Source organism: Pseudomonas sp. FYR_2 (assembly GCF_043106425.1).
GTDB classification, from domain to species: domain Bacteria; phylum Pseudomonadota; class Gammaproteobacteria; order Pseudomonadales; family Pseudomonadaceae; genus Aquipseudomonas; species Aquipseudomonas monteilii.
The window spans coordinates 1-17,492 of the sequence record NZ_JBICMM010000019.1 but is presented as its reverse complement, the minus strand read 5'-3'; the positions used below and the strand labels follow the sequence as shown (position 1 = coordinate 17,492).

General features: G+C 64.1%; 14 protein-coding genes. 2 read left to right on the top strand and 12 right to left on the bottom strand.

Annotated elements, in window-relative coordinates; genetic code table 11:
* Positions 1 to 94: 94 nt before the first annotated feature.
* Together ACF8R4_RS09455 and ACF8R4_RS09450 are read right to left on the bottom strand one after the other, a co-directional pair.
* On the bottom strand, positions 95 to 3,160 hold the full coding sequence (locus ACF8R4_RS09455) for an efflux RND transporter permease subunit (RefSeq protein ID WP_060497342.1): 3,066 nt from the start codon (positions 3,158 to 3,160) through the stop codon (positions 95 to 97).
* Between the two features lie 6 nt (positions 3,161 to 3,166).
* Complete coding sequence (locus ACF8R4_RS09450; RefSeq protein ID WP_060497343.1) at positions 3,167 to 4,267, bottom strand: efflux RND transporter periplasmic adaptor subunit; 1,101 nt, start codon at positions 4,265 to 4,267, stop codon at positions 3,167 to 3,169.
* Positions 4,268 to 4,549: 282 nt separating this feature from the next.
* Between ACF8R4_RS09450 and ACF8R4_RS09445 the strand changes: the two genes are divergently transcribed.
* Positions 4,550 to 5,791, top strand: a complete 1,242-nt coding sequence (locus tag ACF8R4_RS09445) for an acyl-CoA dehydrogenase family protein (RefSeq protein ID WP_060497344.1) — start codon at positions 4,550 to 4,552, stop codon at positions 5,789 to 5,791.
* Positions 5,792 to 5,835: 44 nt separating this feature from the next.
* Here the strand turns inward: ACF8R4_RS09445 and ACF8R4_RS09440 are convergent, their stop codons facing one another.
* The 10 genes from ACF8R4_RS09440 to ACF8R4_RS09395 all read right to left on the bottom strand — a co-directional run bounded on the left by ACF8R4_RS09440 (position 5,836) and on the right by ACF8R4_RS09395 (position 16,603).
* Complete coding sequence (locus tag ACF8R4_RS09440; RefSeq protein ID WP_060497345.1) at positions 5,836 to 6,213, bottom strand: hypothetical protein; 378 nt, start codon at positions 6,211 to 6,213, stop codon at positions 5,836 to 5,838.
* A gap of 10 nt (positions 6,214 to 6,223) precedes the next feature.
* Complete coding sequence (locus ACF8R4_RS09435; RefSeq protein ID WP_060497346.1) at positions 6,224 to 7,459, bottom strand: SfnB family sulfur acquisition oxidoreductase; 1,236 nt, start codon at positions 7,457 to 7,459, stop codon at positions 6,224 to 6,226.
* Positions 7,460 to 7,627: 168 nt separating this feature from the next.
* A complete protein-coding gene (locus ACF8R4_RS09430) occupies positions 7,628 to 8,971 on the bottom strand; it encodes an OprD family porin (RefSeq protein WP_392492299.1) in 1,344 nt (447 codons plus the stop codon).
* Between the two features lie 311 nt (positions 8,972 to 9,282).
* Complete coding sequence (locus tag ACF8R4_RS09425; RefSeq protein ID WP_060497348.1) at positions 9,283 to 10,062, bottom strand: ABC transporter ATP-binding protein; 780 nt, start codon at positions 10,060 to 10,062, stop codon at positions 9,283 to 9,285.
* Complete coding sequence (locus tag ACF8R4_RS09420) at positions 10,059 to 11,423, bottom strand: ABC transporter substrate-binding protein (RefSeq protein WP_392492297.1); 1,365 nt, start codon at positions 11,421 to 11,423, stop codon at positions 10,059 to 10,061. The genes ACF8R4_RS09425 and ACF8R4_RS09420 overlap by 4 nt, the downstream gene beginning before the upstream one ends.
* Positions 11,424 to 11,503: 80 nt before the next feature.
* The gene (locus ACF8R4_RS09415; protein ID WP_060497350.1) at positions 11,504 to 12,568 is read right to left on the bottom strand and encodes a branched-chain amino acid ABC transporter permease; all 1,065 of its coding nucleotides are present in this window, start codon (positions 12,566 to 12,568) and stop codon (positions 11,504 to 11,506) included.
* 4 nt (positions 12,569 to 12,572) lie between these two features.
* Positions 12,573 to 13,454, bottom strand: coding sequence for a branched-chain amino acid ABC transporter permease (locus tag ACF8R4_RS09410; RefSeq protein WP_060497351.1), 882 nt, complete (start codon positions 13,452 to 13,454; stop codon positions 12,573 to 12,575).
* Positions 13,454 to 14,221: an ABC transporter ATP-binding protein gene (locus ACF8R4_RS09405; protein WP_392492296.1), complete on the bottom strand. Its 768-nt coding sequence runs from the start codon at positions 14,219 to 14,221 to the stop codon at positions 13,454 to 13,456. The genes ACF8R4_RS09410 and ACF8R4_RS09405 overlap by 1 nt, the downstream gene beginning before the upstream one ends.
* Positions 14,218 to 15,180: an AMP-binding protein gene (locus ACF8R4_RS09400; RefSeq protein WP_060497353.1), complete on the bottom strand. Its 963-nt coding sequence runs from the start codon at positions 15,178 to 15,180 to the stop codon at positions 14,218 to 14,220. The genes ACF8R4_RS09405 and ACF8R4_RS09400 overlap by 4 nt, the downstream gene beginning before the upstream one ends.
* A 19-nt stretch (positions 15,181 to 15,199) precedes the next feature.
* Positions 15,200 to 16,603, bottom strand: a complete 1,404-nt coding sequence (locus ACF8R4_RS09395) for an LLM class flavin-dependent oxidoreductase (RefSeq protein WP_392492294.1) — start codon at positions 16,601 to 16,603, stop codon at positions 15,200 to 15,202.
* A gap of 239 nt (positions 16,604 to 16,842) precedes the next feature.
* Here ACF8R4_RS09395 and ACF8R4_RS09390 point away from each other — a divergent pair, with 239 nt between their 5' ends.
* Entirely contained in the window at positions 16,843 to 17,484 is a 642-nt protein-coding gene (locus ACF8R4_RS09390; protein ID WP_060497355.1) for a TetR/AcrR family transcriptional regulator, read from the top strand.
* Positions 17,485 to 17,492: the final 8 nt, after the last annotated feature.

Sequence of the window (17,492 nt, the reverse complement as noted above, 5' to 3'; positions counted from 1 at the left end):
TCCTACACCGGAACGCGATACTTCATGGGTATGCGATCGTCTGTAGGAGCGGCCTTGTGTTGCGAAAGGAGGGCAAAGCCCTCCCCTGCGGTCTTCAGGTTTTCTTCACCCTGAACCACGCCGCATACAACGCCGGCAGGAACAATAGGGTCAACACCGTGGCCACGATCAACCCACCCATGATCGCCACCGCCATCGGCCCGTAGAACACGCTACGTGACAACGGAATCATCGCCAGCACCGCCGCCAGCGCGGTCAGCACAATCGGGCGGAAGCGCCGCACCGTGGCTTCGATGATTGCCTGCCAGCGCTCCATGCCCGCTGCGATGTCCTGCTCGATCTGGTCCACCAGAATCACCGAGTTGCGCATGATCATCCCCGCCAGGGCAATGGTGCCGAGCATGGCGACAAAGCCGAACGGCTGGCGGAACACCAGCAGGAACAGGGTGACGCCAATCAGCCCAAGCGGCGCGGTGAGGAACACCATCACCGTGCGCGAGAAGCTGCGCAGCTGGATCATCAGCAAACTCAGCACCACCACCACGAACAGCGGCATGCCGGCGTTGACCGACTTCTGACCGCGCTCGGAGTCCTCTACCGTGCCGCCGACCTCCAGCAGGTAGCCATCCGGCAGCTTGGCGCGGATGTCACGCAGGGTAGGCTCGATCTGCTTCACCAGCGTGGCCGGTTGCTCCTTGTCGTAGATATCGGCACGCACGGTCACGGTCGGCAAGCGGTTGCGGTGCCAGATAATGCCCTCCTCGAAGCCGTATTCCAGGGTGGCTACCTGCGACAGCGCCACGCTCTGGCCGTTATCGGTGGGCAATGCCAGGCTACCGAGGTTGCCCAGTTCGCCGCGTTCCTGTTGTGTACCGCGCAGCAGAATCTCGATCAGTTCGTTGTCTTCGCGGTACTGGCTGACCGTAGTACCGGTTAGCGAGCTTTGCAGGAAGCTGGACAATTGCGCGGTGCTCACGCCCAGGGCACGGGCGCGGTCCTGGTCAATCTCCAGGAACACCGCCTTGCTCGGTTCTTCCCAGTCCAGGTGCACGTTGACCACATGCGGGTTCTCCCGCACCTTGTCAGCCACTTCACGCGCCAGCGCGCGGGCCTTCTCGATGTGTTCGCCGGTCACCCGGAACTGCACCGGGTAGCCCACGGGCGGGCCGTTTTCCAGGCGCGTAACGCGGGCGCGCAGGTCGGGGAATTGCTGGTCCACGGTGCTGATCAACCAGCTGCGCAGGCGCTCGCGGTCTTCCATCGACTTGGCCAGCACCACGAACTGGGCAAAGCTGGCGGCCGGCAACTGCTGGTCCAGCGGCAGGTAGAAGCGTGGCGAGCCAGTGCCTACATAGGCCACGTAGTTGTCGATACCGTCCTGCTGCTTGAGCAGCGCCTCCAACTGTTTGACCCGCTCGGCGGTATTGGTCAGCGAGGCCCCTTCAGCCAGCTTCAGGTCAACCATCAGTTCCGGGCGCCCGGAGGCCGGGAAGAACTGCTGGGGCACAAAACGGAACAGCAGGATGCTGCCGACAAAGGCGGCGATGGTCAGCAGAATCACGGTCTTGCGCCGCCGCACGCACCACTCCACCACTCGCCGCACACGCTGGTAGAACGGCGTGGTGTAAGGGTCTGGCGCGTGGCCGTCCTTGCCGTGGCGTGCGGCATGCAACTTGGCCAGATCTGGAAGCAGGCGCTCGCCCAGGTAAGGCACGAACACCACCGCCGCCACCCATGAAGTCAGCAGGGCGATGGTCACCACCTGGAAGATCGAGCGGGTGTATTCGCCGGTGCTGGACGCAGCCGTGGCGATGGGCAGGAAGCCCGCTGCGGTAATCAGGGTGCCGGTGAGCATCGGGAAGGCAGTACTGCTCCAGGCATAGCTGGCCGCCTTGAGGCGGTCGTAGCCCTGCTCCATCTTGATCGCCATCATCTCTACCGCAATGATCGCATCGTCCACCAGCAAGCCCAGCGCCAGCACCAAAGCGCCGAGGGAGATCTTGTGCAGGCCGATGCCGAAGTAATGCATGGCGGCGAAGGTCATGGCCAGCACCAGCGGGATGGCCAGCGCCACCACCAGGCCGGTGCGCAGGCCCAGCGAGAAGAAGCTCACCAGCAGCACGATGACCAGGGCCTCGACCAGCACCTGCACGAACTCACCCACGCCGGCCTTGACCGCCGCTGGCTGGTCCGACACCTTGCGCAGCTCCATGCCGGCCGGCAGGCTGCGCGCCAGGCGCTCGAATTCGCCTTCCAAGGCCTTGCCCAGCACCAGAATGTCGCCGCCGTCCTTCATCGACACGGCCAGGCCAATGGCATCCTCACCCATGAAGCGCATGCGCGGCGCGGGCGGATCGTTGAAGCCGCGGTGCACTTCGGCGACATCGCCGATGCGGAAGGTGCGGTCACCCACGCGGATGGGGAACTGGCGAATCTGCTCGACACTGTCGAAGCGCCCGCTCACCCGCAGTTGCAGGCGCTCGCTGGGTGTTTCGAAGAAGCCGGCGGTGCTCACCGCGTTCTGCTCCTGCAGGGCCTGTTGCACCGCCTGCAGTGGCACGCCAAGGGTGGCCAGCTTGAGGTTGGACAGCTCGATCCAGATTTTCTCATCCTGCAGGCCGACCAGCTCGACCTTGCCCACATCCTTGACCCGCTGCAGCTGGATCTGGATGCGATCGGCGTAATCCTTGAGCACCGCGTAGTCGAAGCCCTCACCGGTCAGCGCATAGATGTTACCGAAGGTGGTGCCGAACTCGTCGTTGAAGAACGGGCCCTGGATTTCCGGTGGCAAGGTGTGACGGATGTCCGCGACCTTCTTGCGGATCTGGTACCACAGCTCGGGGATGTCCTTGGAATGCAGCGAGTCGCGGGCCATGAAGGTGACCTGCGATTCGCCGGGGCGTGAAAACGAGACGATCCTCTCGTACTCGCCGGTTTCCATCAGCTTCTTCTCGATGCGCTCGGTAACCTGGCGCGACACTTCCTCGGCGCTGGCACCGTGCCACAGGGTACGGATGACCATGGCCTTGAAAGTGAACGGCGGGTCTTCGCTCTGGCCCAGCTTGGTGTAGGACATGGCGCCAATGGCCGCCAGCAGGATCATCAGGAACAGGACGATCTGGCGGTTGCGCAGCGCCCATGCAGAAAGGTTGAAACCCATCGGGACTTACTCCTTGGCCGTCAGGTTCACTACACGGTTGCTGCGGTCCACAGGGCGAACCTCCTGGCCCTCGCGCAGCACATGACCGCCGGCGGCGACCACCCAGTCGCCCGGGGCAAGGCCTTCGAGCACTGGCACGCTGTCGCTGCCATAGGCGCCAAGGCGCACCACGGCCCGCTCCAAGCGGCTGTCCTTGGTAACCCGCCAGACATAGGCCTCCCCGTTTTCGGCCGTCACCGCCGACAACGGCACTGCCAACGGAATCAGCCCATCATGAGCGATGAACACCCGGGCGCTCTGGCCCAGTTCGGCCGGTGCAGCCGCCGAAGTAAAAGCGATGCGCGCCGCGAAAGTGCGCGAACGCGGGTCGGCGGCCGGCGACAACTCGCGGATACGGCCCTGGAAGCGCTCCCGTGGGTGCGACCACAGCTCCACACTCACCGGCTCGCCCACGGCAAAGCGGGCGAACTGCTGCTCTGGCAGGCCGATAGCCACTTCCCGTTCGCCATCGGCGGCCAGGGTGAACACGGTCTGCCCGGCGGCGACCACCTGGCCCACTTCAACCTGGCGCTTGGCGATCACCCCGGCCTGTGGGGCACGCAGCACGGCATATTCGGCCTGGTTGCCGGCCACATCGAATTCGGCCTTGGCCTGCTTCAAGCGGGCGAGGCCGGCACGGTAGAGGTTTTCAGCGTTATCGAACTGGGAATGGCTGACCATCTGCCGGTCCAGCAGTTTCTGGTAGCGGTCGCGCTCGGCGCGCACCAGTGCCAGGTTGGCCTCGGCGGCTGCCAGTTGGGCGCGGTTGGCTTCCAGTTGCAGGCGCACGTCCTGCGGGTCCAGTTCAGCCAGCGGCTGGTCGGCCTTGACCCGCTGCCCTTCCTCGACCAGACGTTTGCTGACCTTGCCGCCAATGCGGAAAGCCAGCTCCGGCTCGAAGCGCGCACGCACTTCACCGGGGTAACTGTCGGCAGCGGCTTCAGCCGGCTGCGGCTGCACCACCAGCGCCGGGCGCGGCGCTGCAGGTGGTGTGGCTTCCTGACCGCACGCCGCCAGTAACAGCACGGCAACGGCGGGCAGAGCGATGGACAAGGCATGGCGCAACATGATGAATCCTTTCGCAGAGGTGCACATCGAATATTTATACTGGCAAGTATATTAAATCAGGCAGTCGGTGCCGGGAAGCTGGCGTTACAAAGAAATCCAGACGGATTTTCAACGGCCGCCAGCTGTTGCACAGCCCACAGCCAATCAACAACTTGCCCCGCCCCGCCACAGCCAGAAATCCTTTGTATACGCCGAAAGCCCCGTATCACGGGCGTTCCACCAACCGGCACGACCTGTGCAATCAAAGGTACACCCCCTCCTTCATGTACTTGGAGTACTCCGATGACTGCCCTCGAACAACACCTGCCCGTCCCCGCCAACGGCGCCGACTACGCCACGCTCGCGGCACGCTTCAGGCCCATCTTCACGCGCATTGCCGAAAGCAGCGTGGAACGCGAACGCAACCGCACCCTGCCCCACGACCCGATCCGCTGGCTGAAGGAGGCCGGCTTTGGTGCCGTGCGCGTACCGGTCGAGCACGGCGGTGGCGGCGCTTCGTTGCCACAGCTGTTCCAGTTGTTGATCGAACTGGCCGAAGCCGACTCCAACGTGCCCCAGGCCCTGCGCGGCCATTTCGCCTTCGTCGAGGACCGCCTCAACGCCCATGCCAGCGCGCCACAAAATGTGTGGTTCAAGCGCTTCGTTGCGGGTGACCTGGTGGGCTGCGCCTGGACCGAGATAGGCGCGGTGAAGATTGGCGATGTCATCACCCGCGTCTCGCGTCAGGGCGAACAGTGGGTGGTCAACGGCACCAAGTACTACAGCACCGGCAGCCTTTTCTCCGACTGGATCGACCTGTTCGCCCGCCGCGACGACACCGGGGCCGACGTGATCGCCGCCATTCGCACCCGACAACCCGGCATCCGCCAGAGCGACGATTGGGACGGATTCGGACAGCGCACCACCGGCAGCGGTACCTCGGTGTTCGAAAATGCCGTGGTCGAGGAAGAGAACATCATCGACTTCGCCACCCGCTTCAAATACCAGACCGCGTTCTACCAGCTGGTGCTGCTGGCGGTGATCACCGGTTCCGGGCGTGCCGCCGTGCGCGACTTCAGCCACGAGACTCGCAAGCGCACCCGGGTGTTCAGCCATGGCAACGGCGCGGCAGTCAGTGAGGACCCACAGGTATTGCAAGTGATCGGCAAGGCCTCGGGCCAGGTGTATGCCGCCGAAGCCGCGACCTTGCGCGCCGCCGAGGCTAGCCAACAGGCTTACCTGGCACGTTTTGCCAATGACCCGGCCGCAGAGCAGCAGGCCAATGTGCTGGCCGAACTGGAGTCGGCCCAGGCTCAGGTGGCAGCCATCGACCTGGTACTGCGCGCCACCAGCGACCTGTTCAATGCCTTGGGTGCGTCCACCACCAGCACCAGCCGCCAGCTCGACCGCCACTGGCGCAACGCCCGCACGGCGGCTTCGCACAACCCGGTAATCTACAAGGAGCGCATTGTCGGCGACTGGCATGTGAACGGTACTGAACCGCCGTATGTGTGGCAGATTGGTGGGGGGGCCAAGCAGTCCTGAATGGCCGGATTGGGGCTGCTTTGCAGCCCCGACAATATCAGCGTTTACTCCAGGCCATCGGCCAACGCCGCACCGTTGAGGTAGTGATCCCCCAACAACCGCCGTTGGGTTGCCAGCACAGGCTCACCACCGCTCACCTCTGGCCGCGCCACGCTGCGACCGGCCAACTCGAAATACGCCTCGCCAGCAAGCCGAGCGCCCTCGGCAGCCGCCAGGCGAAACGCAATTGCCGATGCCTGCGAATCATCGGCCCGCTCCAGCAATGCATCGGCCGCATCAATTGCAATGCGCACCTCACCCACCGTGGCAATCACCAGGGTTTCGTGGCGGGCATCGCGGTCACGCAAGAACTCAAGCAGGGCCGCTTCCACCTGACGGGCATAGACCAGATCGTTCCGGCCGTGGGAATGTGTATTGGACATGTGCGCCTCCTCAGTTCCAGGCGTGACGTTGCGGCTTGATGCCGTTAAGCAACTGGTTACCGACCAAGTGGTACTTCCAGCGCACCGGGTCATGCAGGGTGTGCGTGCGGGCATTGCGCCAGAAGCGGTCCAGCCCCCGGCTGGCCGAAACACTGCGCGTACCACCCAGTTCCAGCAGGCGGCTGGAAGCCTCCAGCGAAATGGCCGTTGACAGCACCTTGGCCTGGCCGACTATCACCGAGGCTTGCGCCACGTGCGCTTCGTCAGGCTGGGCAACCGCCAGGTCCACGGCCTGCGCCGCACGACGCAAGATGGCTTCGGCTGCCTGCAGGCGCCAGGCCAGTTCGCCGATCAGCGCCTGGCTCAACGGGTCCTGCCAGCCATGCTGCAGGCCACTGTCGGCCCATGGCCTTGCCTGGCGGGCCACCTGCAAGGTCGCGGCGAAAGCGCCACGGGCGATACCGGTGTCCACAGCGGCCTGGATGATCTGCGAGATCGGGCCATCGGCGGTGGGCTGGTCGTAGGCCTTCCAGGCCGGTATCACATCGCCCGCCGGAACCCGCACGCCATCGAGGCGCACCTGGCCACTGGCGGTAATGCGCTGGCCAAAGCCGTCCCAACTGTCGATCACGGTGAGGCCTGCGGCATCACGCGGGACAAAGGCGATATGCGGCCGCCCTTCTTCATCAACGCCAGCAACAGGAACGATATGGGCAAACAAGGCGCCGGTGCAGTACGCCTTCTCGCCGTCGACCACGGCGCTGTCGCCGTTGAAGCGGATTTGCGTCTGGAAGGTGGTCACATACTGGCCACGCGACTCAGAAAACGCATTGCCGAAGCGGTAGCCCTGCAGCACCTTGGCGAAGTAGTCACGCTTCTGCGTTTCGCTGCCGGTCAGGCGCAGGTTGCTGAGTACACCAAAGTGGTTTTGCGGCAGCTGGCCGAGGGACGAATCGGCCGCCGAAATGGTTGCAATCACTTCGCTGAGCGTGGCGTAGGACACGCCCGCGCCACCGTACTCCTTGGGCACGGTGATTGCCCAAAGGCCGCTGTCGGAAAAGCGGTCAAGCTCATCCCACGGCAAGCGCCGCTCACGGTCGCGAAGGGCAGCTTCCTGGGCAAATTCCTCGGCCAGGCGCTGCGCGACTTCGATGGCTTCGGCATCGCTGCGGATGACATGGGCGGCGCGCCGTGGCGCCGAACGGGCCTGCCCAGGCAGGCTGGATGCGGGTGAAAAGGTCGTCATGTGCTGCTCCATGCGTAACAGGTTCCACAGTTGTTGAGCAGAACCTGTGCCAACCTTAAAAATTCTTTTAATTCAGATAGTTAGGCGAATTATCCTGACATTCGAAAAGCCCCGAGGCCGACAAACTGCAGATTGTCTGTTGCCCCGCAAACAGTTCGCCGGGGCCACTCAAAGGCTGATGTCCAGCGGGTACTCGACGATCACCCGCAACTCGTCGACGTTGGCCTCGGCGGTATGGCCGCCGCCTACCCGATGGGTGGCTTGCATCACGTTGAACGACAGGTTCCTGGCCGGCCCGCCCTGCACCACGTAGCGCACCCACAGGTTGCGCTCCCAGTGGCGACCATCCTCGATGCCGTTGTAGTAGCTGTAGGCGCCGCCTGCGCGGGTACCATCGATATCGCTGCCACGCACATAGCGGGCGGTAAGCGACAGGCCAGGCAGCCCGAGCACAGCAAAGTTGTAGTCGTAGCGCGCTTCCCAGGCCCGTTCATTGGGGTTGTTGAAGTCGGACACCTGCGATGCCTCGTCCAGCTGGATGTCGTAGGTGTTCCACACATAGTCGAACGGCGTGTCGCCGTCGATGCGCGTATACGACAGCTTGAAGCCATGCCCGCCTGCGTTGACCCCGGCATGCACGCTCCATGAGTCGTTGTCGATCTTGCCGGCCAGCGCCTGGCCGCTGTCGCGGGTGCGGTAGTAATCCAGGCCTGTTTTCAGGGTCAGGCTGTCGACCAGCGGCTGTACGTAGTCAACGTTGAAGAACTGTTGGTTCCACACATCGTCCAGCCGGCTGGCGTGCAGGCGCAGGTTCAGCTGGTCGTTGAAGCGGTAGTCGCCACCCAGGTACACCACGTCATTGGCGCCCTTCAGCCGCCCGGCGTACACGGTGCCAAGGTCGCCACGGTGGTTGCTGGCGTTGCGGTCGCTGCTGGACTCCAGCTTGCCGCCCTGCAGGCTCAGGCCTTGCAGTGAGTGGTCATTGAACATGAAACCGCGCAGGGTCTGCGGCAGCAGGCGGATGTCACTGGCATGCAGCACCGGGCTGGTCGGGCTGACATCGCCGTAGCGCAGTTCGGTGTCCCGCACGCGCGCCTTCAGCGCTACGCCGACCTTGCCATAGGCATCCTTGGGCTCGCCATCGAAGTTGCTGCCCGAGCGCGAGACTATGCCCGGCCCCCCTACACCATTGCCCACCGTGCCATTGCCACCGTCCAGCTTCAGCCCGACCAGGCCTTGCACGTCCAGGCCAAGGCCGACCGTGCCCTGGGTGAACCCCGACTGCAGGTTGGCGATGATGCCGTGGCCCCATTCGCGGTGCTGGCTCTGGCGTTCGCCGGTGTTGGGGTTACGGGTGAAATCGCCGTTGCGGTAGTCCTGGCTGAAGTAATAGTTGCGGTTGATGATTTGCAGTTGAGTGCCGCCGAGAAAACCTTCGTCTTCGGCGAATGCCGGCGTGGTCAAGCCGATGGCCAGGGCGAGGGTGACGGATGGGTAGTTGCGCGAGCGCATGGCAGAACGTCCTTATGAGTTGGATAACCCCGCCGGGGCGGGGAGTTTTGTGGTGAGCCGGATATCGAGCGCCGCCCGCACGGCGCATCGCGAGCTGCGCTCGCTCCTACGTTTGTTTCGGGCCAGTTATTCCTGTGGGATTTGTGCGCGTACGCCTTGGCGCATGGCGCGATATCGCGTCGTATTAACCAAGCGGTCGCGCACGCCAGCCACAGGCGTTACTGGTCGGAAACAAACGTAGGAGCGAGCGCAGCTCGCGATGCGCCGCGCGGGCGGCGCTCGATCGCACAGGCGCCGATAAACCACCGGCATTACCCTTTCAGTTGCCCCCCCAGGTAGAAATGCCGCAGGTCTTCGCGCGCAGCCAACTCCGTAGCAGCCCCCTGACCCGCCACCCGGCCGTTCTCCAGGATGTAGGCATAGTCGGCATGGCGCAGGGCAACGTTGATGTTCTGTTCGGCCACCAGAAAACTCATGCCTTCCTTGGCATTGAGCTGGGCGACGATGTCGAAAATTTCTTCGACGATGATCGGCGCCAGCCCCATCGAGGGCTCGTCCAGCAGCACCAGCCGTGGCTGGGTCATCAGCGCACGGCCGATGGCCAGCATCTGCTGCTCGCCACCCGAGGTCAGCCCGGCCTGGGTCTTGCGCTTGGTTTTCAAACGCGGGAACCAGGCATAGATGCGCTCCAGCGCCTGTTCCAGTTCGCGCCGTGCCGGCTTGCGCAGAAAGCCCCCGGTACGCAGGTTTTCCTCGATCGTGAGGTGAGCAAACACGTGCCGCCCCTCCAGCACATGCACAATGCCTTGGGCCGCCAGGCGGTTGGCAGCGATGCCGGCGGTGTCCTGGCCCTGGAAGAGGATGTGGCCACGGCTGACCCGCGCACGGTCGGCTTGCAGCAACCCGGAAATGGCCTTGAGCGTGGTGCTCTTGCCTGCGCCATTGGCACCCAGCAAGGCGACGATGTCGCCCTGCCCGACCCGCAGGGAAACCCCGGCCACGGCCAGGATCGCGCCGTCGTAGATCACTTCGATATCCTGCACGCCCAACAGCGGGTGGGCATGCTCGGCAGCAAGCGGGCTGTGGGTCATGGGGTGGCCTCGTCTTTGGCGCATTCGCGGGGGGTAACACCTTTCTCACGGGCAAACTCGCCTGCCTTGGCATCGATCAGCGGGCGCAGGGTGGCGCGGTCGGCCTGTACCCAATCGGTCACCAGCGTCCACTTCTGGCCATCCCATTGCTGCACCTTGGCCGCGCCCCCCCCTTCATGGTCGCTGCACGACAGCTTCAGCGGCTGCATCAGGCCAAGGAAGCCGATTTCCTTCAGACGGGCATCGCCCAGGTCCAGGTGCTCCAGGCCCCAGCGCCCTTCCTCACCAGTCAGTGGGCGGCTGCCGAACTTCTTCTGCCCGGTGCGGATGGCCTCGACGGCGATGGCCGCGTTCACCAGGCCAGAGTTGTAGTACACGCTGCCGAAGCTTTTCGGGTCTTTGAGGTCGCTCTTGCCGGTGTCGACGATGTACTTGCGGATACGCTGGTGAATGTCGAAATCGGCGCCGCCGGGATAGGGCGTCAATGCCAGGTAACCCTTGCCAGCCTCGCCCGCCGGCAGCACGTCTTCGTTGGAGCTGGCCCAGATGTCGCCGACGATGCGGTCTACCGGGAAGCCGAAACGTGCCGCCGTCTTGATCGCTACCGGCGTGGACACACCCCAGGTACGCAAGAACACCCAGTCCGGCTTCTGCTGGCGCACCTGGCGCCATTGGCCGGCCTGTTCGTTGCCCGGGTCGGCCACCGGTATCTGGATGTTCTCGAAGCCGTATTTCTGCGCCAGCAGTGCCATTGGCCCTTGGGTTTCGCGGCCATAGGCGGAGTCGTGGTAGACAGTGGCAATCTTTTTACCCTTGAGCTTGTCCAGCCCGCCTTCGCGCTCGGCCACGTAGTTGATGAACGCCGAGGCCTCGCTGTAGAACGTCAGCATCACCGGGAAGTTGTAGGGAAACACCCGGCCGTCGGTGGCTTCGGTGCGGCCATAGCCCAGGGTGATCAGCGGAATCTTGTCGGCCTCGGCCTTTTCCGCCAGGGCGTAGGCTGCCGGTGCGCCGTTAGGCTGATACAACGCCACCGGCGCACCGTTCAGGCCATTCTTTAAGCGCTCATAGCATTCGATGCCCTTCTCGGCCGTCCATTCGGTTTCGCATTCCTGCCAGACCAGCTTTACGCCGTTGATACCGCCTTCGACCTCGTTGATGTAGCGCAGGTAGTCGATCATCCCGGCCCATACCGGAATGCCACTGGAGGCGTAAGCGCCAACCCGGTAGGTGGCCAACGGGAAGAACTGTTCGTTGCTGGCGGCCTGGGCCACCGGCTGCCAGGCCGAGGCAAGGCCCAGAGCAAGCCCCAGGGCAGCGGCGTGACGTTTGAAAGGTACGTGAGTGATGGTTTTTCGCATGGTCGATACTTTTAGGTGAAGGGTTGTGAACCCCCTCTCCCGTGGCCGGGTCAAGGTGCTGTCGATGGGTGTGGGATCGCTCAGAAGCGCAGCGGCCAGACGCGAATGCGTTCACGCAGGTTGCCCAGCAGGCGCACCAGACCCTCGGGCTCCTTGATCAGGAACCAGATGATCAGGCTGCCGAACAGGATTTTCTGCAGGTTCTGCAATTGCCCGGCATCGACATGGCCGTTGAACAGCCACTGCCCGGCATGGCTGAGCAAGATCGGCGTAAGGCTGATGAAGGCCGCGCCAATGAAGTTGCCGGCAATGCTGCCCATGCCGCCGATAATGATGATGAACAGGATCTGGAATGAGCGGTTGATGTCGAAGCTGCCGGCGCTGGCCGTGCCCAGGTAGGCAAAGGCCCACAACGCCCCGGCAATGCCCAGGTAGAACGCGCTGACGGCAAAGGCCAGGCGCTTGTAGCGCTCCACCTGGATGCCGATGACAGCGGCGGCGGTGTCCATGTCGCGGATCGCCATCCAGTTACGGCCCACCTGGCTACGCACCAGGTTGACCGCCACCCAGGTCAGTACCACCACGCAACTGAGGGTCAGCAGGTAGCGCCCTGCTGGCGTGGCCAGGTTATGCCCGAACAGTTCCAGGCGCGGTGCGCTGATGGTGCCGGACGAGGCGTAGTTGTAGAACCACGGGAACTTGGCGAACACCCACTCCAGGAAGAACTGCGCGGCCAGGGTGGTGACCATCAGGTAGAAACCCTTGATGCGCGAACTGGGCAGGCCGAACACCAGCCCTACCACCCCGGCGATCAGGCCGCCGCCCAGCAGCGCCAGCGGCAATGGCAGCCCCGGCACACGCAGCAGCAAGCCGTAGGTGGCAAAGGCCCCCACCGCCATGAAGCCCGCCGCCCCCACCGAGGTCTGCCCGGTGTAGCCGGTCAGCAGGTTCAGGCCAAGGCCGGCCAGCGACAGCACCAGGAACGGGATGAGAATCGCATTCAGCCAGTAGTCGCTGCCCAACCAGGGCAGCACGACAAAGGCCACCAGCAGCAACAGGGCCAGGCCCAACGGGCGGTGGCGTGCCACCAGGGTCAGCGGTGCATCGTCGAAGCGCGCTGTCAGGCGCGCGGCAGTCGTGGTCATGCGGTCATACCCGTTCGATGGCTCGGTCGCCGAACAGGCCGGCCGGGCGGATGTAAAGGAAGATCAGCGCCAGGAAGTAGGCGAACCAAGGGGTGATGCCACCGCCGATCAACGGCCCGATGTAGGCTTCGGCCAGGTTCTCTGCGGCACCCACGATCAGGCCGCCGACAATCGCCCCGCCAATCGAGGTGAACCCACCGATGATCAGTACCGGCAGCGCCTTGAGCACCACCAGCGACAATGAGAACTGCACACCTTGGCGTGCGCCCCACAGCAGCCCGGCCACCAGCCCGACCACGCCCGCCACGGCCCACACCACCTGCCAGATGCGGTTGAGGTTGATGCCCAGCGATAACGCCGCACGGGTATCGTCGGCCACCGCGCGCAAGGCCAGGCCGATACGGGTGCGGTTGAACAGCACGGCCAGCAGCGCTACCAGTGCAGCGGAAACACCAGCGGCCACCAGGTCGAACTGGCTGATCATGATGTCGCCGACGAACAGCGGCACGTCTTCGATGCCCAGGTCCAGCGCGCGCACCTGAGCCCCCATCAGCCCTTGGGCCAACCCTTCGATGATGAACGACAGGCCCAGCGTGGCCATGAACAAGGTGATCTGTGAGCGGTTGACCAGTGGCCGCAGCACCAGCCGTTCGATCAGCAGTGCGCCGATGATCATCACCACCACGGTAATGGCCAGCGCCACGGCAAACGGCAGGCCTTGCTGGTGCAGGCTGACGAAGGTCAGTGCAGCAAACAGCAGCATGGCGCCCTGGGCAAAGTTGAACACGCCGCTGGCCTTGTAAATCAGCACGAAGCCGATCGCCACCAGCGAATACATGGTGCCGGCGAGCAGGCCGCCGATCAGGGTTTCGAGGAAGAAGTTCATCAGTGTGCGGCCCCCAGGTACGCGGCGATTACATCGGGGTTGGCCTGCACGTCGGCGGGCGAGCCATCCCCCACCTTGCGCCCGTAATCCAGCACCACCACATGGCTGGACAGGCCCATCACCACTTGAATGTCGTGCTCGATCAGGATCACCGTGGTGCCAAGGTCAAGATTGATATCGGCGATGAAGCGGCTCATTTCCTGCTTCTCTTCGGTGTTCATGCCGGCCATCGGTTCGTCGAGCAGCAAGAGCGTCGGATGGGCGATCAGCGCACGGCCCAGCTCCACGCGTTTCTGCAGGCCATAGGGCAGGCTGCCAACGGCCACCTCGCGCCAGGCCTGCAATTCCAGAAACTCCAGCACCTGCTCGGCGCGTTCGGCAAACGCCCGCGCCTCGCGGCGGGCACGCGGCAACCCCAGCGCCTGCTCCAGGAAGAAACTGCGCTGAAAACGCGACAGCCCGGTCAGCAGGTTGTCGAGCACGCTCATCTTCTTGAACAACGCGTTGTTCTGGAACGTGCGGCCAATGCCCAGCCGTGCGGCGGTCAGCGGGTGCGGGCGGCGCAGCGGCTGTTCGGCGAAAAACAGCTGGCCGGCATCAGCGCGATAGACGCCGTTGAGGATGTTCAGCAGCGAGCTTTTGCCCGCGCCATTGGGCCCGATGAGGGCGCAGATCTCCCCACGCCTTACACTGAATGACAGGTCTGATATTGCCTTGACGCCCTTGAACGACAGCGACACGTTGCGCACCTCCAGCAAGGCGCTCATGCCGCACGCTCCAGGTAATCACGCAGCCAGGCCGGCCGCGCCGTGCCCGAGGCAACAGGGGCGCTGGGCACATCGATGCGTTGCAGGCGCTGGAAGCCGAGCAATTGCCGCACGCGGGTTTTCAGCCAGCGCCGCAAGCCGCGTTGCGGATCTTGCTGCACCCAGTCGCACAGCCGCCGTTGCCAACTGCCAGCAGGCGGCAGCCGTGCCTCTATTTCATCGGCCAGTGCCTGCACCCGTTCAGCAGACAGCAGCAACGCCGTCGGGGCGATTTCGCGGCGATCGCGGCTGGCCGACTCGGCCGTTTCCGGAAACGCCAGGCCTTCACCCCGCTCCAGCCAGCGGTCGAGCAGGTGTGTCAGGCCTTCGCGCCATTCACTGCCTTCATCGACCCAGAGCACCTCGTCCCGGGTGACCTGTGCCCACCCCAAACGCTGCGCTGCAGGTGCAGCACCGACAAACAGCGCCGACAGCGGCTGAACCTGCCATTGGCCTGTGAGCACGGCGTCGGCTTGCGGCACAAACAACTGCAGCGGCCATTGGCCGTGCAACCCCGTTTGTAGCCATTGCGCCACTTGTTCGCGGCGCTGGACAAAGGCGAACCCCGGGTGGGCCAGGCGCAGCTGGCGTTGCAAGTCTTCACCACGGCTGTTGGCGGGGATCAGCAGGGTATGGCCATTCAGGCGCCGTGCGGCCAACGCAAGCAACACCAGGCTGGGCTCGTAGGCACCGCTCAAGGCAAGCCGCGCGCCTGCCACAAAACCCTGCTGGCTCAAACCATCGGCCAGGCGTTCGACCTCTCGCTGTACGTCGATCCAGCGCCAGGCCTTCCACACGCCCAGGCGCCGATGGCGCAGGGCGACCCGGGTTGGGCGCTCCCGGGCCCAGCGCTGCAGGGCCTGCAAGTGGCTGTCGGCCACGGCATCAGCCTGCGGCGGGGTAAATTCATGCACATTCATCGCGTGGCTCCCTGTCGGCTCAGGCCGGCTCGGTAATGCTGGCCGGGGTGGGTTGGCGGCTCAGGTCGCGGTAACCGGCAGCCGGGTGCGTGGCCGGCAGCCGTGGGCCGTCACCGAACAGCTTCTCGCGCAGGGTGCCGGGGCGGTATTCGGTCTTGTAGGCCCCCCGTTGCTGCAGTTCGGGCACCAGCAGCTCGACCACATCGCGGAAGGTTTCGTGGGCCAGGGCATAGGTCAGGTTGAAGCCGTCGACATCGGTTTCTTCAACCCAGGCCTGCAACTCGTCCGCTACGGTCTGCGCACTGCCGACGATCAGGGGGCCAAAGCCGCCGATGCCGACCCAGTCGGCCAGCTCCTGCACGGTCCAGCGCTTGTTCGGGTCGGCGGTGGAAAACGCCTCGACAGCCGACTGGATGGCATTGGTGTGGATATGCTCCAGCACCTGGTCGGGCTGGTACTTGCTGAAGTCGATGCCGGTCCAGCCGGAAATCAGCGCCAGGGCGCCTTCATAGCTGGCGTAGCTTTTCAGCTCCTGCCATTTGGCCTGGGCCTTGGCATCGGTATCGTCGACGATCACTGTCTGCATGTTGAAGATCAGCACCTTGCGCGGGTCGCGCCCGGCTTCGGCGGCGCGGCGGCGAATATCGGCCACGGTCTTTTTCAGAATGACCTTGGACGGCGCGGCGACAAACACGCATTCGGCATGGCCAGCGGCGAAGTGCTTGCCACGGCTGGACGCTCCGGCCTGGTACAACACCGGTGTGCGCTGCGGCGACGGTTCGCTCAGGTGGATGCCCGGGACCTGGAAGTGTTTGCCCTGATGGCGGATCTCGTGGACTTTGCGCGGGTCGGTGAACAGCCCGGTTTCGCGGTCGCGCACCACCGCACCGTCTTCCCAGCTGCCTTCGAACAGCTTGTACAGCACCTCCAGGTACTCGTCGGCGTAGTCGTAACGGGCGTCATGGTCACTCAGCGCCTTTTGCCCCAGGTTGCGCGCACCGCTGTCGAGGTAGGAGGTGACGATGTTCCAGCCGATGCGGCCCTTGGTCAGGTGGTCGAGGGTCGATAGCCGACGGGCGAACGGGTACGGGTGCTCGAAGGTAAGCGAGGCCGTCAGGCCGAAGCCGAGGTGCTCGGTGACCAGCGCCATGGGTGTGATCAGTGCCAGCGGGTCGTTCACCGGCACCTGGGCCGCCTGGCGGATGGCCGCGTCGCCATTGCCGCCCAGCACATCGTAGATGCCGATCACGTCGGCGATGAAGATGCCGTCGAACTTGCCGCGCTCCAGCAGCTTGGCCAGGTCGGTCCAGTAGTCCAGGTCCTTGTACTGCCAGGCACGGTCCTTGGGGTGGCGCCACAAGCCGGGCGACTGGTGGCCGACACAGTTCATTTCGAAGGCGTTCAAACGAATTTCACGTGGCATGGGGACTCCTGTTCGATAGGCTCGGCACCCTTGCAAGGTGCCCTTACTGCTCTATCAACACGATTCATGCCAACAAATTAGTCGTTAAAAATCAGTACTTTACAAAACAAAGCAACACGTCCAATGCCTGCGTGACGACACCAGTGTCGATCAACTGTCTACTGGCGAACAGCAGGTTTTGCGGGTTGGTTTTAGCCGGATGGCGCCTGACCCGTTAAGATGAACGACTCTTCAACCAGATGCAGACCACAATGCCCAACGACGCACCCATCGGCCCAGGCCGGCCAAAGGACCTGGCCAAGCGCGAAGCGATTCTCGAAGCGGCCAAGGCGCTGTTCCTTAGCCTTGGCTATGCCAACACCAGCATGGATGCGGTCGCTGCGGCGGCAGGTGTTTCAAAGCTCACCGTGTACAGCCACTTCACCGACAAGCAGACCTTGTTCTGCTCGGCGGTCATGGCCACCTGCCAGATCCAGCTGCCTGACCTGTTGTTCGAGTACCCCGAAGGTGTACCAATAGAAGAGGTACTGCTGACCATTGCCCGTGGTTTCCAGGCACTGATCAGCAGTGACGAAGCGGTCAAGCTCAGCCGCCTGATCATGGCTCAGGGCAGCCTGGACCCGAGTTTTGGCGAGTATTTCTACGAGGCCGGGCCCAAGCGTGTGCTGGCGGGGATGGAAGCGCTGCTGCGCGGGGCGAATGAACGTGGGCTGCTGCGCATTGACGACACGCTGCGGGCGGCGGAGCACTTCTTCTGCCTGGTGAAAGGCGCGCCGGATTATCGCTTGCTGCTGGGCTGTGCGGGGCCGCTGGAAGGCGAAGAGGCCGAGGCGCATGTGCGGGAGGTGGTGGGGGTGTTTGTGCGGGCGTTCAAACCCTGAAATTCGGG

Coding starts and splice junctions, on each gene's coding strand:
- ACF8R4_RS09440 (WP_060497345.1), bottom strand. CDS start 6,213: ATGTCCAATACACATTCCCACGGCCGGAACGATCTGGTCTATGCCCGT.
- ACF8R4_RS09425 (WP_060497348.1), bottom strand. CDS start 10,062: ATGACCCACAGCCCGCTTGCTGCCGAGCATGCCCACCCGCTGTTGGGC.
- ACF8R4_RS09420 (WP_392492297.1), bottom strand. CDS start 11,423: ATGCGAAAAACCATCACTCACGTACCTTTCAAACGTCACGCCGCTGCC.
- ACF8R4_RS09410 (WP_060497351.1), bottom strand. CDS start 13,454: ATGAACTTCTTCCTCGAAACCCTGATCGGCGGCCTGCTCGCCGGCACC.
- ACF8R4_RS09415 (WP_060497350.1), bottom strand. CDS start 12,568: ATGACCACGACTGCCGCGCGCCTGACAGCGCGCTTCGACGATGCACCG.
- ACF8R4_RS09395 (WP_392492294.1), bottom strand. CDS start 16,603: ATGCCACGTGAAATTCGTTTGAACGCCTTCGAAATGAACTGTGTCGGC.
- ACF8R4_RS09450 (WP_060497343.1), bottom strand. CDS start 4,267: ATGTTGCGCCATGCCTTGTCCATCGCTCTGCCCGCCGTTGCCGTGCTG.
- ACF8R4_RS09390 (WP_060497355.1), top strand. CDS start 16,843: ATGCAGACCACAATGCCCAACGACGCACCCATCGGCCCAGGCCGGCCA.
- ACF8R4_RS09430 (WP_392492299.1), bottom strand. CDS start 8,971: ATGCGCTCGCGCAACTACCCATCCGTCACCCTCGCCCTGGCCATCGGC.
- ACF8R4_RS09455 (WP_060497342.1), bottom strand. CDS start 3,160: ATGGGTTTCAACCTTTCTGCATGGGCGCTGCGCAACCGCCAGATCGTC.
- ACF8R4_RS09445 (WP_060497344.1), top strand. CDS start 4,550: ATGACTGCCCTCGAACAACACCTGCCCGTCCCCGCCAACGGCGCCGAC.
- ACF8R4_RS09405 (WP_392492296.1), bottom strand. CDS start 14,221: ATGAGCGCCTTGCTGGAGGTGCGCAACGTGTCGCTGTCGTTCAAGGGC.
- ACF8R4_RS09400 (WP_060497353.1), bottom strand. CDS start 15,180: ATGAATGTGCATGAATTTACCCCGCCGCAGGCTGATGCCGTGGCCGAC.
- ACF8R4_RS09435 (WP_060497346.1), bottom strand. CDS start 7,459: ATGACGACCTTTTCACCCGCATCCAGCCTGCCTGGGCAGGCCCGTTCG.